Source organism: Bacillus sp. CH_70, from assembly GCF_038007045.1.
Classification (GTDB): Bacteria; Bacillota; Bacilli; order Bacillales; family Bacillaceae_G; genus Bacillus_A; species Bacillus_A cereus.
The window spans coordinates 1-16,349 of the sequence record NZ_JBBOWL010000001.1 but is presented as its reverse complement, the minus strand read 5'-3'; the positions used below and the strand labels follow the sequence as shown (position 1 = coordinate 16,349).

Here is a 16,349-nt window from a genome sequence, read left to right as displayed (position 1 = left end):
AGACAGAGATATCAAATCTCTGTCTATTTGCATATAAGACATTATAATGAGTAGTTTGGAGCCTCTTTTGTAATTTGTACGTGATGAGGATGACTTTCACGTAAGCCTGCACCTGACATACGAATGAATTGTGCATTTTCGCGTAAGAATTCTAAATCCTGTGCTCCGCAATATCCCATACCTGCACGTAAGCCACCAACTAATTGGTGAACTGTATCTGCTAAAGGTCCTTTATATGGTACTCGTCCTTCAATACCTTCTGGAACAAGTTTTTTATTTCCTTCTTGGAAGTAACGATCTTTACTTCCTTTTTCCATCGCACCGACAGAACCCATACCACGATACACTTTAAATTGACGACCTTGGTAAATTTCAGTTTCTCCAGGACTTTCGGCAACACCAGCAAACATACTACCTAGCATAACAACATGTGCTCCTGCTGCTAAAGCTTTAACCATATCACCAGAGTACTTAACACCGCCATCAGCAATAACTGGAATACCGTGTTTACGAGCTTCGGTTGCACAATCATAAACTGCTGTTAATTGTGGTACACCAACACCAGCTACAACACGTGTTGTACAAATAGAACCTGGTCCAATACCAACTTTAACTACGTTTGCACCAGCTTCAATTAATGCTTTCGTTGCTTCAGCTGTAGCAACATTTCCAGCGATAATATTTAATGATGGATATTTAGCACGAACTTCTTTTACCTTATCAATAACGCCTTTAGAATGCCCATGAGCTGTATCAAGTACAATTGCATCTACACTAGCTTTTACTAATGCATCGATACGAAGCATAGCATCAGCTGTTACACCAACTGCCGCTCCAACTAATAAGCGTCCTTGCTTATCTTTAGCAGAGTTTGGGAATTCAATTACTTTTTCAATATCTTTTATTGTAATCAGCCCTTGTAATACACCGTTATTATCAACAAGAGGGAGTTTTTCAATTTTATACTTTTGTAGGATCTTTTCAGCTTCTTCCAGTGTAGTACCAACTGGAGCTGTAATTAATTGTTCTTTTGTCATTACGTCAGAAATTTTGATTGAGTAGTCTTGGATGAAGCGCATATCACGGTTTGTAATAATACCAACTAATTTTCGCTCATCTAAATTATTTACAACCGGTACACCTGAGATACGATATTTTCCCATAAGATGTTCTGCATCATATACTTGATGTTCTGGAGTTAAGAAGAAAGGATCTGAAATAACGCCGCTTTCAGAGCGCTTTACTTTATCAACTTGCTCTGCTTGTTGCTCAATAGACATATTCTTATGAATAATTCCTAAACCACCTTGGCGAGCCATTGCAATAGCCATATCAGCTTCTGTTACTGTATCCATTCCTGCACTAATTAACGGGATGTTTAGCTGTAAGCTTTCAGATAAAACTGTTTTAACACTTACTTCTCTTGGTAATATATCTGACCTAGCTGGTACAAGTAATACATCATCAAAAGTCAAACCTTCTTTAACAAATTTAGATTCCCACATAATTGTTCCCCCTATGATACCAGAAATTATTATTAGTAGCTTATCAATTGGTTAAAATACTGTCAAGGACGTATATATATGTTAGAATTTTTAGACAATAAAAGGAGCGTAATATATGCATCAAACATCTTGCACTTGGCAGCAGTTAAGTTTCTTTTTTTCATCTCAAAACGTACAACGTTATCTTGCCCGTTGTTATGAAAAATCCTCTATTCAGGATGCCGAAAAAAAAAGTTTTGAAAATTGTTATCCCTTTATTTATTACTTAGAACACGGGAAAAATTATTATGAATTATATAAGACAGCTCCATTTTCCATTCAACCAATGTTGTTATTTTATGGAATTAGCCAACTTTTTAAAGCATGTCTACTAACCATTGATCCTAACTATCCTGAATCCACTACTGTTTTAGCTCATGGCGTTACAACTCGCAAACGAAAAAAACAAGGGTATCAATTTTTAGAAGATGAGGTGAAGGTACAAAAAAACGGATTGTTTACTCATGTTGCAGAACAACTGTTTCACATGAAACACTTAGAAGCAGAAAAATTTAACATGTTAGAACTAATGGGAAATATTCCAGAATTACAAAATTTGTTCCGCTATAGTCAAAAAGGATCAACTTTATATAAAATCGATTCAACAATTAAAAATGAGCTCTCCTTTTCAGTCAACCTACTAGATCGATTACATATGACTAAAGAGAGATTTTCTCGCTACATTGAAACATCTTGTAAGCATTTATCAATGCAACATGTACCTGAGAAAACTAATGAATCGAATTTACTTTTTACGGCGCCAATTCAATCATGGAATCCTATGTACAGTACTCCTTTATACTATGAATATCTTACTAATACTTATTATTTACCACTTACAACTGATCCTAGAAATCCTAAACCAGTATTACCCGAACTCCTCGTTCATTATTTATTGCTCTATAATTTAAGCATGATTTCTAGGTATGAAACAGATTGGTGGTATGACTTACTTGGAAGCTATGGCTCTGAAGATTATCCATTTATTTATCAATTTCTTAATATTTCTGCTCAAAAAATCCCTTACTATATTTCATCATTTTTACTAACAGAACCTAACCTATTTCATGGGAAATAAAAAAAACACAAGTCAAAAGACTTGTGTTTTTAGTTGCTTGGCGACGTCCTACTCTCACAGGGACAAGGTCCCAACTACCATCGGCGCTAGAGAGCTTAACTTCCGTGTTCGGTATGGGAACGGGTGTGACCTCTCTGCCATCATCACCAAACTATGAAGGCATATTCCTTCAAAACTAGATAACATTGCTACATATTATATGGTTAAGTCCTCGATCTATTAGTATTCGTCAGCTCCACATGTCACCATGCTTCCACCTCGAACCTATCAACCTGATCATCTTTCAGGGATCTTACTAGCTTACGCTATGGGAAATCTCATCTTGAGGGGGGCTTCATGCTTAGATGCTTTCAGCACTTATCCCTTCCGCACATAGCTACCCAGCTATGCCCTTGGCAGAACAACTGGTACACCAGCGGTGCGTCCATCCCGGTCCTCTCGTACTAAGGACAGCTCCTCTCAAATTTCCTACGCCCACGACGGATAGGGACCGAACTGTCTCACGACGTTCTGAACCCAGCTCGCGTACCGCTTTAATGGGCGAACAGCCCAACCCTTGGGACCGACTACAGCCCCAGGATGCGATGAGCCGACATCGAGGTGCCAAACCTCCCCGTCGATGTGGACTCTTGGGGGAGATAAGCCTGTTATCCCCGGGGTAGCTTTTATCCGTTGAGCGATGGCCCTTCCATGCGGAACCACCGGATCACTAAGCCCGACTTTCGTCCCTGCTCGACTTGTAGGTCTCGCAGTCAAGCTCCCTTATGCCTTTGCACTCTACGAATGATTTCCAACCATTCTGAGGGAACCTTTGGGCGCCTCCGTTACACTTTAGGAGGCGACCGCCCCAGTCAAACTGCCCACCTGACACTGTCTCCCGGGTCGATAAGACCCGTAGGTTAGAATTTCAATACAGTCAGGGCGGTATCCCACCAGCGCCTCCACCGAAGCTAGCGCTCCGGTTTCAATGGCTCCCGCCTATCCTGTACAAACTGTACCAAAATTCAATATCAGGCTACAGTAAAGCTCCACGGGGTCTTTCCGTCCTGTCGCGGGTAACCTGCATCTTCACAGGTACTATAATTTCACCGAGTCTCTGGTTGAGACAGTGCCCAAATCGTTACACCTTTCGTGCGGGTCGGAACTTACCCGACAAGGAATTTCGCTACCTTAGGACCGTTATAGTTACGGCCGCCGTTTACTGGGGCTTCAGTTCAGAGCTTCGCTTACGCTAACCCCTCTCCTTAACCTTCCAGCACCGGGCAGGTGTCACCCCCTATACTTCGCCTTACGGCTTCGCAGAGAGCTGTGTTTTTGCTAAACAGTCGCTTGGGCCTATTCACTGCGGCTTTCCGTTAAGAAAGCACCCCTTCTCCCGAAGTTACGGGGTCATTTTGCCGAGTTCCTTAACCAGAGTTCTCTCGCACACCTTAGGATTCTCTCCTCGCCTACCTGTGTCGGTTTGCGGTACAGGCACCTTTTATCTCGCTAGAAGCTTTTCTTGGCAGCGGGGAATCAAAGACTTCGCTCCATAAGGAGCTTCCCCATCACAGCTCAGCCTTCACGATAAGCGGATTTGCCTACTTATCAGCCTAACTGCTTGGACGTGCACAACCAATCGCACGCTTCTTCTATCCTTCTGCGTCCCTCCATTGCTCAAACGATAAAGAGGTGGTACAGGAATATCAACCTGTTGTCCATCGCCTACGCCTGTCGGCCTCGGCTTAGGTCCTGACTAACCCTGAGCGGACGAGCCTTCCTCAGGAAACCTTAGGCATTCGGTGGACGGGATTCTCACCCGTCTTTCGCTACTCATACCGGCATTCTCACTTCTAAGCGCTCCACCAGTCCTTCCGGTCTGACTTCACTGCACTTAGAACGCTCCCCTACCACTGATACCATTGGTATCAATTCGCAGCTTCGGTGGTGTATTTAGCCCCGGTACATTTTCGGCGCAGAGTCACTCGACTAGTGAGCTATTACGCACTCTTTAAATGGTGGCTGCTTCTAAGCCAACATCCTAGTTGTCTAAGCAACTCCACATCCTTTTCCACTTAATACACACTTTGGGACCTTAGCTGGCGATCTGGGCTGTTTCCCTCTTGACTACGGATCTTATCACTCGCAGTCTGACTCCTAAGGATAAGTCATTGGCATTCGGAGTTTGACTGAATTCGGTAATCCGATGAGGACCCCTAGTTCAATCAGTGCTCTACCTCCAAGACTCTTACACTTAAGGCTAGCCCTAAAGCTATTTCGGGGAGAACCAGCTATCTCCAGGTTCGATTGGAATTTCTCCGCTACCCACACCTCATCCCCGCACTTTTCAACGTGCGTGGGTTCGGGCCTCCATTCAGTGTTACCTGAACTTCACCCTGGACATGGGTAGATCACCTGGTTTCGGGTCTACGACCACGTACTAAACGCCCTATTCAGACTCGCTTTCGCTGCGGCTCCGCCTCTTCAGCTTAACCTTGCACGGGATCGTAACTCGCCGGTTCATTCTACAAAAGGCACGCCATCACCCATTAACGGGCTCTGACTATTTGTAGGCACACGGTTTCAGGATCTCTTTCACTCCCCTTCCGGGGTGCTTTTCACCTTTCCCTCACGGTACTGGTTCACTATCGATCACTAGGGAGTATTTAGCCTTGGGAGATGGTCCTCCCAGATTCCGACGGAATTTCACGTGTTCCGCCGTACTCAGGATACATTCAAGAGAGAACGAAGTTTCGACTACGGGGTTGTTACCCTCTACGACGGACCTTTCCAGGTCGCTTCGTCTACCTCGTTCCTTTGTAACTCCGTATAGAATGTCCTACAACCCCAAGAGGCAAGCCTCTTGGTTTGGGCTATGTTCCGTTTCGCTCGCCGCTACTCAGGAAATCGCATTTGCTTTCTCTTCCTCCAGGTACTTAGATGTTTCAGTTCCCTGGGTCTGTCTTCCATACCCTATGTATTCAGGTAAGGATACCATACCATTACGTATAGTGGGTTTCCCCATTCGGAAATCTTCGGATCAAAGCTTACTTACAGCTCCCCGAAGCATATCGGCGTTAGTCCCGTCCTTCATCGACTCCTAGTGTCAAGGCATCCACCGTGCGCCCTTTCTAACTTAACCAAACTAAAAATTAAAAAATATGAGCTACACTGTTATCTAGTTTTCAAAGAACATACATTTATATATGAGAGATAGTTCTCTCAAAACTGAACAAAACGAAACACGGAAACTTATATTGATGAACAGCGTTCATCAATTCTCCATAGAAAGGAGGTGATCCAGCCGCACCTTCCGATACGGCTACCTTGTTACGACTTCACCCCAATCATCTGTCCCACCTTAGGCGGCTGGCTCCAAAAAGGTTACCCCACCGACTTCGGGTGTTACAAACTCTCGTGGTGTGACGGGCGGTGTGTACAAGGCCCGGGAACGTATTCACCGCGGCATGCTGATCCGCGATTACTAGCGATTCCAGCTTCATGTAGGCGAGTTGCAGCCTACAATCCGAACTGAGAACGGTTTTATGAGATTAGCTCCACCTCGCGGTCTTGCAGCTCTTTGTACCGTCCATTGTAGCACGTGTGTAGCCCAGGTCATAAGGGGCATGATGATTTGACGTCATCCCCACCTTCCTCCGGTTTGTCACCGGCAGTCACCTTAGAGTGCCCAACTTAATGATGGCAACTAAGATCAAGGGTTGCGCTCGTTGCGGGACTTAACCCAACATCTCACGACACGAGCTGACGACAACCATGCACCACCTGTCACTCTGCTCCCGAAGGAGAAGCCCTATCTCTAGGGTTTTCAGAGGATGTCAAGACCTGGTAAGGTTCTTCGCGTTGCTTCGAATTAAACCACATGCTCCACCGCTTGTGCGGGCCCCCGTCAATTCCTTTGAGTTTCAGCCTTGCGGCCGTACTCCCCAGGCGGAGTGCTTAATGCGTTAACTTCAGCACTAAAGGGCGGAAACCCTCTAACACTTAGCACTCATCGTTTACGGCGTGGACTACCAGGGTATCTAATCCTGTTTGCTCCCCACGCTTTCGCGCCTCAGTGTCAGTTACAGACCAGAAAGTCGCCTTCGCCACTGGTGTTCCTCCATATCTCTACGCATTTCACCGCTACACATGGAATTCCACTTTCCTCTTCTGCACTCAAGTCTCCCAGTTTCCAATGACCCTCCACGGTTGAGCCGTGGGCTTTCACATCAGACTTAAGAAACCACCTGCGCGCGCTTTACGCCCAATAATTCCGGATAACGCTTGCCACCTACGTATTACCGCGGCTGCTGGCACGTAGTTAGCCGTGGCTTTCTGGTTAGGTACCGTCAAGGTGCCAGCTTATTCAACTAGCACTTGTTCTTCCCTAACAACAGAGTTTTACGACCCGAAAGCCTTCATCACTCACGCGGCGTTGCTCCGTCAGACTTTCGTCCATTGCGGAAGATTCCCTACTGCTGCCTCCCGTAGGAGTCTGGGCCGTGTCTCAGTCCCAGTGTGGCCGATCACCCTCTCAGGTCGGCTACGCATCGTTGCCTTGGTGAGCCGTTACCTCACCAACTAGCTAATGCGACGCGGGTCCATCCATAAGTGACAGCCGAAGCCGCCTTTCAATTTCGAACCATGCAGTTCAAAATGTTATCCGGTATTAGCCCCGGTTTCCCGGAGTTATCCCAGTCTTATGGGCAGGTTACCCACGTGTTACTCACCCGTCCGCCGCTAACTTCTTGAGAGCAAGCTCTCAATCCATTCGCTCGACTTGCATGTATTAGGCACGCCGCCAGCGTTCATCCTGAGCCAGGATCAAACTCTCCAATAAAGTTAGTTTGTCTAGCATCTAAAAATAAAAATTGACGTTTCACGTTGTTTGTTTCGTTTAGTTTTCAAAGTTCAATATCGCGTTTCAGCGACTTTTATAATATATCATAGTATATTATTTTCGTCAACAAGTTTTTCAAGATAATTTGTATCTCTCATTTGCTGACTCTGCCTATTATATAGACTTTTCTATTACTATGCAAGTATTATTATAAAAAAATAAGAGGGGGAAAATCCCCCTCTTATTCTTCAGAAGAAACCTCTTCATTAGATTCTTCTTCTTCATCTTTCTGTGCTTTTGCTACTGTCGCTACCTCTTGCTCATCCTCTAAACGAATTAGACGAACACCTTGTGTATTACGTCCCATTTGAGAGATTTGATCAACTGGCATACGAATAATAACGCCTGCGGCTGTAATTAGCATGATGTCTTCTTCACCTGTTACAGACTTAACCGCTACTAACTTACCGTTTTTATCTGTAATGTTACAAGTCTTAAGACCTTTACCACCACGACTTTGTAGTCGATACTCTTCAACTGGAGTACGCTTACCATACCCGTTTTTCGTTACAATTAAAACATTCGTATCTTCTTCAACAATTTCCATACCTACTACTTGGTCCTCTTCGCCTAATGTAATAGCTTTTACACCAGCTGCATTACGGCCCATAGAACGTACATCTTGTTCATTGAAGCGAATTAACATACCGTTGCTTGTCCCTACGATAATATCTTTATCGCCAGATGTTAAACGTACAGAAATCACTTCATCTTCTTCACGAAGCGAAATTGCAATTAAACCGTTTGTACGTATATTTGCAAATGATGAAAGTGGCGTTCTCTTAGAAATACCTTGTTTCGTTGTAAAGAATAAGAACTGGTCGTCACCAAATTCACGAATTGGAATAATGGCATTGATCCACTCACCCTTATCTACCCCTAATAGGTTAATAATTGGTAGCCCTTTTGCAGTACGACTATACTCTGGGATTTCATATCCTTTCGTACGGTATACTTTACCCTTGTTTGTAAAGAATAAAATATGATCATGAGTAGACGTTGTTAATAAGTGTTCAACAAAGTCATCATCATTCGTACCCATTCCTTGTACACCACGTCCCCCACGGTTCTGTGTTTTGTACGTAGAAGCTGGTAACCTCTTAATATAACCGTTATGAGTTAACGTAATCGCAATGTTTTGCTCAGGAATTAAATCTTCATCTTCAATAAATTCCATACCGCCAATTGTAATTTCTGTTCGTCTCTTATCATTGAAACGCTCTTTTACTTCTGTTAATTCTTCACGAATAATCTCAAGAACTTTCTCTTCATCTGCTAAAATCGCTTTTAATTCAGCAATTAATTTCATTAAGTCTTGATATTCTTGCTCGATTTTTTCACGTTCTAATCCAGTTAAGCGTTGCAGACGCATATCTAAAATCGCTTGCGCTTGTTTCTCACTTAAACCGAAACGTTCCATTAAGCCTTGCTTTGCAATATCAGCCGTTTTTGAACTACGAATTAACGTAATAACTTCATCAAGATGATCTAAAGCAATTCGTAATCCTTCTAAAATATGGGCACGTGCCTCTGCTTTTTCTAATTCATAAGCAGTACGTCTACGGATTACTACCTTCTGGTGTTCCAAATAATGATATAAGTTTTGTTTTAAGTTTAGTACTTGAGGCTCTCCATTTACAAGAGACAACATATTAATACCGAAACTTGTTTGAAGTGCTGTATGTTTATATAGATTGTTTAATAGTACGTTTGCATTAGCGTCACGACGTACTTCCATGACAATACGCATACCATTTCGGTCTGATTCATCACGTAAATCTGTAATACCTTCAATTTTCTTATCGCGAACTAATTCTGCGATTTTTTCAATTAATCGTGCCTTATTAACTTGATAAGGTAGTTCCGTTACGATAATAGATTGTTTACCATTTGATTTCTCTTCAATTTCAACTTTGGCACGAAGCATAATAGAACCTCGTCCTGTTTCATAAGCTCTACGGATGCCACTTCGCCCTAAGATTAAACCTGATGTCGGGAAGTCTGGCCCAGGAATATATTCCATTAATTCCGCGATAGTGATATCTGGATTATGGCTTAATGCCAACACACCATCAATTACTTCGCCAAGTTGATGTGGCGGAATATTTGTTGCCATACCAACTGCAATACCTGTCGTACCGTTTACTAATAAATTAGGGAAACGCGCTGGTAATACAATCGGCTCTCTTTCCGAACCATCGTAGTTATCTTGGTAATCAATTGTATTTTTTGAAATATCACGTATTAATTCCATAGAAATCTTAGACATTCTTGCCTCTGTATAACGCATTGCCGCTGCTGAATCTCCATCTACAGAACCGAAGTTACCATGCCCATCTACAAGCATATAACGTTGACTGAAATCTTGCGCCATACGTACCATTGTTTCATAAACGGCTGAATCTCCATGAGGGTGATACTTACCGATTACTTCACCGACAATACGTGCTGATTTCTTATACGCTTTATCAGCTGTAATTCCTAAATCATTCATCGCATATAAAACCCTACGATGCACAGGTTTTAATCCATCACGAACATCTGGTAATGCACGAGATACGATAACACTCATTGCGTAATCTAAAAATGAGGTACGCATTTCATGACTAATATTAATTTCTCGAATTCGTGCTTGTTGTTGATTGTCTGACATCAACGAGCACCTCCTCTTACATTTCCGTTACACATACATTGATTTATATGTAGAAGACAGGAATACTTAGATTCCTGTCATTACTCATTTAAATATCAAGGTTTTTCACGTATTTTGCATTCTCTTGGATAAAGTTACGACGCGGTTCCACTTTATCACCCATTAAAATTTCAAATGTTTCATCTGCTTCTATTGCATCTTGAAGGGAAACTTGAAGTAACGAACGTACTTCTGGATCCATTGTCGTCTCCCATAGCTGAGTTGGATTCATCTCTCCAAGACCTTTATAACGTTGAATTCCTGGTTTCGGCTGGGCTGGTAACTCAGCTAATATTTTTTCAAGTTCTTTATCATTATAAGCATATTGAATTTTTTTACCTTGTTGCACTTTAAACAAAGGTGGCTGTGCGATATATATATATCCACACTCAATTATTTGACGCATATAACGATAGAAGAACGTTAATAATAGGGTACGAATATGCGCACCATCAACATCAGCATCGGTCATAATAATAACTTTATGATAGCGTGCTTTTTCGATATCGAAGTCCCCACCAATATTTGTACCAATCGCCGTAATAATTGTACGAACTTCATCATTTGATAAAATCTTATCTAAGCGTGCCTTTTCAACATTAATAATTTTACCCTTCAGCGGTAAAATTGCTTGAAAATGACGATCGCGTCCTTGTTTTGCAGATCCACCCGCAGAGTCACCCTCTACGATATAAATTTCACTAATTGCTGGATCTTTAGAAGAACAATCTGCCAATTTCCCTGGTAAACTTGAAACTTCTAAAGCACTCTTTCGGCGAGTTAGCTCACGAGCCTTTTTAGCTGCTACACGCGCACGTGCTGCCATCGTCCCTTTATCTACAACCTTACGTGCAACATTGGGATTTTCCAGTAAGAATTTTTCAAAAGCCTCAGAGAATACTGACTCCGTAATCGTTCTCGCTTCACTATTTCCAAGTTTCGTCTTCGTTTGCCCTTCAAATTGTGGATTTGGATGTTTAATTGACACGATTGCTGTTAAACCTTCACGAACATCTTCACCAGTCAAATTACTATCCGCATCTTTTAAAATGTTATTTTTACGACCATAATCGTTAATCACACGTGTTAAGGCAGTTTTAAATCCTACCTCATGTGTACCACCTTCATACGTATGAATATTATTTGTAAATGAGTAAATATGATTTGTATATCCTTCGTTATATTGAAGCGCAACTTCAACTTGAATACCATCTTTTGAACCTTCTACATATACAGGCTCTTCATGAATTGGTTGTTTTGAACGATTTAAATGTTCAACATATGATTTAATTCCACCTTCATAGTGGAACTCTTTCTTTTGCTTATGTTCACGTTTATCTTCAATTGTTAATTTAATATTACGATTTAAAAACGCCAACTCACGCATACGAGTCGCTAGCGTATCGAATTCATATTCTGTCGTCTCTTTAAAAATTTCTGGATCCGGTTTAAAGCGAGTTATTGTTCCAGTCTTATCTGTATCACCGATGACTTTTAAATCTGCAACCGGAATACCTCTTTCGTATTTTTGGTAATGGATTTTGCCATCACGATGTACAAATACTTCTAATTCTGTTGATAAGGCATTTACAACAGATGCACCAACACCGTGCAAACCACCAGAAACTTTATAACCGCCACCGCCAAATTTACCACCAGCGTGGAGGACAGTCATAATAACCTCTACTGCAGGACGTCCCATTTTTTCTTGTATACCAACTGGAATACCACGTCCATTATCCGTTACAAGAATACTATTATCTTCTTCGATACTAACGTTAATTTCATCGCAATATCCTGCTAACGCTTCATCGATACTATTATCGACAATCTCCCATACAAGGTGGTGAAGTCCCTTCCCACTCGTAGATCCAATATACATACCCGGACGTTTCCGAACTGCCTCTAGTCCTTCAAGTACCTGTATCTGACTTTCATCATATGCATTTTCTTGCATTTGTTTTTGTTCCATTGACACAAAGATCACCTACTTTTCCATTTAAACAGGGGTTTATGCCCTATCTATTTCACAATCTACCGTGCCGTTCGTTACATGAATTGTTTTCGCATCTTTTAATGTTTCGTGTTCAATTCCGTCGACACTCGTCGTTGTAACAAATGTTTGCACCTTTCCTTGAATTGTATTTAACAGATGTGATTGACGATAATCGTCTAATTCTGATAAAACATCATCCAGTAAAAGGATTGGATATTCTTTAACCTCTGAATAAATTAATTCAATTTCAGCTAATTTTAGGGATAGTGCGGTCGTTCGTTGTTGTCCTTGCGAACCAAAGACTTGAACATTTTTACTATTAACGAAGAATTGTAAATCATCACGATGAGGACCAATTAAAGTCGTACCACGGAAAATTTCACGTTGTTTCACAGATTGAAAACTTTCATAGTATACTTCTTTTATTTTCGACAAATCCATTGATTCTGATACATCTACACTTGGTTTATAGACAATTTCTAACTCTTCTAATCCACGGCTTATACCGCGATGAATTGGAGCTGCCCATTCCTGTAGCAAATGCAAAAATTCAAAACGTTTTTGCAGTATTTTTGCACCATGCTCAATTAGTTGAAGGGTAAATACATCCAACATCGTTTCCTCATTCTTACTATTCCCTTGCATTTTTTTCAACAAGTGATTTCGTTGCGTGAGCACCTTTTGATATTGACTTAATTCATACAAATATACAGGAGCTATTTGTCCTAATTCCATATCTAAAAAGCGTCTTCTTACTTGAGGGCTTCCTTTTACAAGATTTAAATCTTCTGGGGCAAACATGACAACGTTCATCACGCCAATATATTGACTTAACTTTTGTTGTTCAAGTTGATTTAATTTTGCCTTTTTACCTTTTTTCGAAATATTTAATTCCAAAGACAAAGAACTGTTTCTTTTTTGTAATTTCCCTTTTATTTGACCAAACTCTTCATCCCAGCGGATAAGTTCGCGATCATTAGAGGTTCTATGAGATTTCGCCATCGCTAAAACATAAATAGCTTCCATCAAGTTTGTTTTCCCTTGTGCATTTTCGCCGATAATTACATTTACCTTATCTTCAAAGGAAAGCTCTAATTTTTCATAATTGCGATAGTTTTTTAATTGTATTTCTGAAATAAACAAAGGGCTCCCCCTTTATGCCTGAACTTGGAAAGTTCCGCTTCCTGGAATTTCAATAACATCATTCGCATATAGTTTGCGACCTCTTCTATTTTCAAGTTCGTTGTTCACGTACACTTCATATTCTTGTAAAAACCATTTTACAGCGCCACCTGTATCAATTACATCAGCTAACTTTAAAAATTGTCCTAGTGTAATATACTCTGTTGAAATTTTAATATGTTTCATAAAATCGCTCACTTTCTGAAAGTGTTCATTCTTTCATTGTACTAAATAAACTAACATTAGGAAAGTAATACCCAAAAATCAAATAAGGGCCACTAGCATCTTTAAACTAGCAACCCTTATTCCTTACCTAGTAAGTACGAACTGGTAAAATTAATTGAATAATTGAATCATCATTTACTGTACGAATTAAGAACGGTCTCATCGCCCCAGTAAAACTAACTTTAATCTCTGTACTATCCAAGGCTTTCAATGCATCCATCATATATTTTGCACTAAAAGATATTTTTAACTCTTCTCCATCCACTTTTTCACATTGTACTTCTTCGACAACTTTTCCGATTTCTGGTGAATTCGAAGAAATCTCTAGCATTTCTTGCTCTAAAGTTGATAATTTGACAACGTTATTGCGGCCATCTCTCGCTAATAGTGAAGCACGATCAATTGCTTGTAGGAATTCTTTTGTATTTACAAAAATATCCGTTTTACTCTCTGCTGGAATTAAACGTGTTGTATCTGGATAATTTCCTTCTAACAATCTTGAGAAGAATAATAAATGTTTTGTACGAAATAATACTTGATACTCCGTAATAACGATATCCACCATTTCTTCAGACTCATCTAGAATCTTACTTAATTCATTTAAGCTCTTACCTGGGATAACAACATTAGCTTGAAATTCATCTGCAATATTATGTCCTTCGATTTTCGCTTTTCGAAGTGCTAGTCTATGACTATCTGTTGCAATACAAGTTAACTCGCTGTTATATACCTTCCAGTTTACACCTGTCAAGATTGGTCTTGTTTCAGAAGTAGAAACTGCAAATACAGTTTGTCTGATCATATGCTTAAGTAAATCTGTTGGTATCTTAAATACATGATGTTCTTCAATCTGTGGTAATAACGGATATTCTGCAGAATCTAAACCATTTAAGTTAAATTCTGATTTTCCAGATTTTATTTTTGTCATAAAATGATTTTCCACAGAAATTTCGACAGTATCTTTAGGTAGTTTTTTTACAATCTCACTAAAATATTTTGCTTGTAAAACAATGCTTCCTGATTGAGCTATTTCTACGATTTCTTTTCCATTTTCTTCGACTGGAATAAACGATTCAATAGAAATATCAGCATCGCTTCCTGTTAATGTAACCCCTTCTTCAGTAGCTACAACTTTAATTCCCGTAAGGATAGGGATTGTTGTACGAGAAGAAACTGCCTTCATTACATCTTGTACACCTCTTACAAGATAGTCTTTTTGTATTGTAAAACGCATAAAGAAAAACCTCCGGTAAGTATAAGATTTTATTTAATTAATAAAGATAAAAAATAGTAGTAATAGTAATAGGGCCTGTGGATATGTGGATAACCCCTTTGAAGGATGTAAAAACAGTCTATCTACATGTGGATAGACTGTGCGTAAAACAAGGTAAGTTATTCACACTATTCAGCTACTACTTTAAAATACCATTAATTTCTTCAACTTGCTTTTGTAATTGCGTATCGGTTTTTAGTAGTTTAGAAATTTTTTCATGGGCATGGATAACTGTTGTATGATCACGTCCACCAAATTCTTCACCTATTTTTGGTAAAGAGGAATCCGTAAGTTCGCGTGATAAATACATTGCAATTTGGCGAGGAAACGCAACTGATTTTGTGCGTTTTTTCGCTTTAAAATCTTCTAATTTTACTTGATAAACGTCTCCGACAGCTTTTTGAATATCATAAATAGAGATAATTTTCGGCTTAGAATTTGGAATAATATCTTTAAGTGCTTCAGCTGCTAAATCAGCATTAATATCTTTATTAATTAAAGATGAATAAGCTACAACTCGGATAAGTGCACCTTCTAATTCACGAATATTTGAATCAATTTGATTTGCGATATAAAGCATAACTTCATTTGGTATATCAAGCCCTTCAGCTTTTGCCTTTTTGCGTAAAATTGCAATTCGTGTCTCTAAATCTGGCGGCGTAATATCTGTAATAAGTCCCCATTCAAAGCGAGAACGAAGACGATCTTCTAAAGTTGGAATTTCTTTTGGTGGTCGATCACTAGAAATTACAATTTGTTTACTTTCTTCGTGTAATGCATTAAATGTATGGAAAAACTCTTCTTGAGTTTGTTCTTTTCCAGCAAGAAATTGAATATCATCTATCAATAAAACATCTACGTTGCGATATTTATTACGAAAATCAACAGCTTTATTATCACGAATAGAGTTAATAAATTCATTCGTGAATTTTTCTGATGATAAATATACAACTTTTGCATTTGGATTATGTTCAATTACATAATGACCAATTGCGTGCATTAAATGCGTCTTTCCAAGCCCAACTCCCCCGTAAATAAAGAGTGGATTATACGCTTTAGCTGGCGCCTCGGCTACAGCTAATGAAGCTGCATGGGCAAAACGGTTACCAGAGCCGATAACAAATGTATCAAATGTATATTTTGGATTTAACATGCTCTGTGGTAAATGAGCTGAATCATCTTGTGCTGGATTCCGCTTAACTGGAGGAAGATCAATGTCCTCTTCCGATTGACTTTGGGGAATAATAAAGCGAATTGCTAATTTTGCCCCTGTTAAATCGTATAGTGTTTCCGAAATTAGTTCTGAGTAATGAGATTCTAGCCAGTCACGAGCAAATTCATTTGGAGCTGTAATCGTTAATACGTCTTTCTTCAAGTTATGAGCCGTTGTTGATTTTAACCATGTTTCATAACTAGGCTTGCTTACCTTTTTTTCTAATTCTTTTAAGGCACTATTCCATAAATCAGAGATATTTTCCAA

The 16,349-nt window shown here is 40.1% G+C and carries 8 protein-coding genes and 3 rRNA genes; 1 reads left to right on the top strand and 10 read right to left on the bottom strand.

What is annotated here, in order from left to right; translation table 11 throughout:
• Positions 1-41: 41 nt before the first annotated feature.
• Positions 42-1,505 carry an IMP dehydrogenase gene (gene guaB / locus N2V79_RS00055; RefSeq protein ID WP_000264089.1) on the bottom strand — a complete coding sequence of 488 codons (1,464 nt, stop codon included), beginning with the start codon at positions 1,503-1,505 and terminating at the stop codon, positions 42-44.
• Positions 1,506-1,620: 115 nt separating this feature from the next.
• Between guaB and N2V79_RS00050 the strand changes: the two genes are divergently transcribed.
• Positions 1,621-2,622: a YaaC family protein gene (locus tag N2V79_RS00050; protein ID WP_053563256.1), complete on the top strand. Its 1,002-nt coding sequence runs from the start codon at positions 1,621-1,623 to the stop codon at positions 2,620-2,622.
• 35 nt (positions 2,623-2,657) lie between these two features.
• Here the strand turns inward: N2V79_RS00050 and rrf are convergent.
• The 9 genes from rrf to dnaA form a co-directional block, all read right to left on the bottom strand.
• Positions 2,658-2,773: ribosomal RNA gene (gene rrf / locus N2V79_RS00045) — 5S ribosomal RNA — on the bottom strand.
• 48 nt (positions 2,774-2,821) lie between these two features.
• A 23S ribosomal RNA gene (locus N2V79_RS00040) occupies positions 2,822-5,743 on the bottom strand.
• Between the two features lie 146 nt (positions 5,744-5,889).
• Positions 5,890-7,441: ribosomal RNA gene (locus N2V79_RS00035) — 16S ribosomal RNA — on the bottom strand.
• Together the 16S, 23S and 5S rRNA genes form the textbook arrangement of a ribosomal RNA operon.
• A 241-nt stretch (positions 7,442-7,682) precedes the next feature.
• Positions 7,683-10,154, bottom strand: a complete 2,472-nt coding sequence (gene gyrA, locus N2V79_RS00030; protein WP_001282866.1) for a DNA gyrase subunit A — start codon at positions 10,152-10,154, stop codon at positions 7,683-7,685.
• An 88-nt stretch (positions 10,155-10,242) separates the two neighbouring features.
• On the bottom strand, positions 10,243-12,165 hold the full coding sequence (gene gyrB, locus N2V79_RS00025; RefSeq protein WP_000435980.1) for a DNA topoisomerase (ATP-hydrolyzing) subunit B: 1,923 nt from the start codon (positions 12,163-12,165) through the stop codon (positions 10,243-10,245).
• Positions 12,166-12,204: 39 nt separating this feature from the next.
• Positions 12,205-13,332 carry a DNA replication/repair protein RecF gene (recF, locus tag N2V79_RS00020; RefSeq protein WP_000470755.1) on the bottom strand — a complete coding sequence of 376 codons (1,128 nt, stop codon included), beginning with the start codon at positions 13,330-13,332 and terminating at the stop codon, positions 12,205-12,207.
• 12 nt (positions 13,333-13,344) lie between these two features.
• A complete protein-coding gene (gene yaaA, locus N2V79_RS00015) occupies positions 13,345-13,557 on the bottom strand; it encodes a S4 domain-containing protein YaaA (RefSeq protein ID WP_000680510.1) in 213 nt (70 codons plus the stop codon).
• A gap of 127 nt (positions 13,558-13,684) precedes the next feature.
• The gene (gene dnaN, locus N2V79_RS00010; protein WP_001212886.1) at positions 13,685-14,830 is read right to left on the bottom strand and encodes a DNA polymerase III subunit beta; all 1,146 of its coding nucleotides are present in this window, start codon (positions 14,828-14,830) and stop codon (positions 13,685-13,687) included.
• A gap of 178 nt (positions 14,831-15,008) precedes the next feature.
• The gene (gene dnaA, locus N2V79_RS00005) at positions 15,009-16,349 is read right to left on the bottom strand and encodes a chromosomal replication initiator protein DnaA (RefSeq protein ID WP_000428028.1); all 1,341 of its coding nucleotides are present in this window, start codon (positions 16,347-16,349) and stop codon (positions 15,009-15,011) included.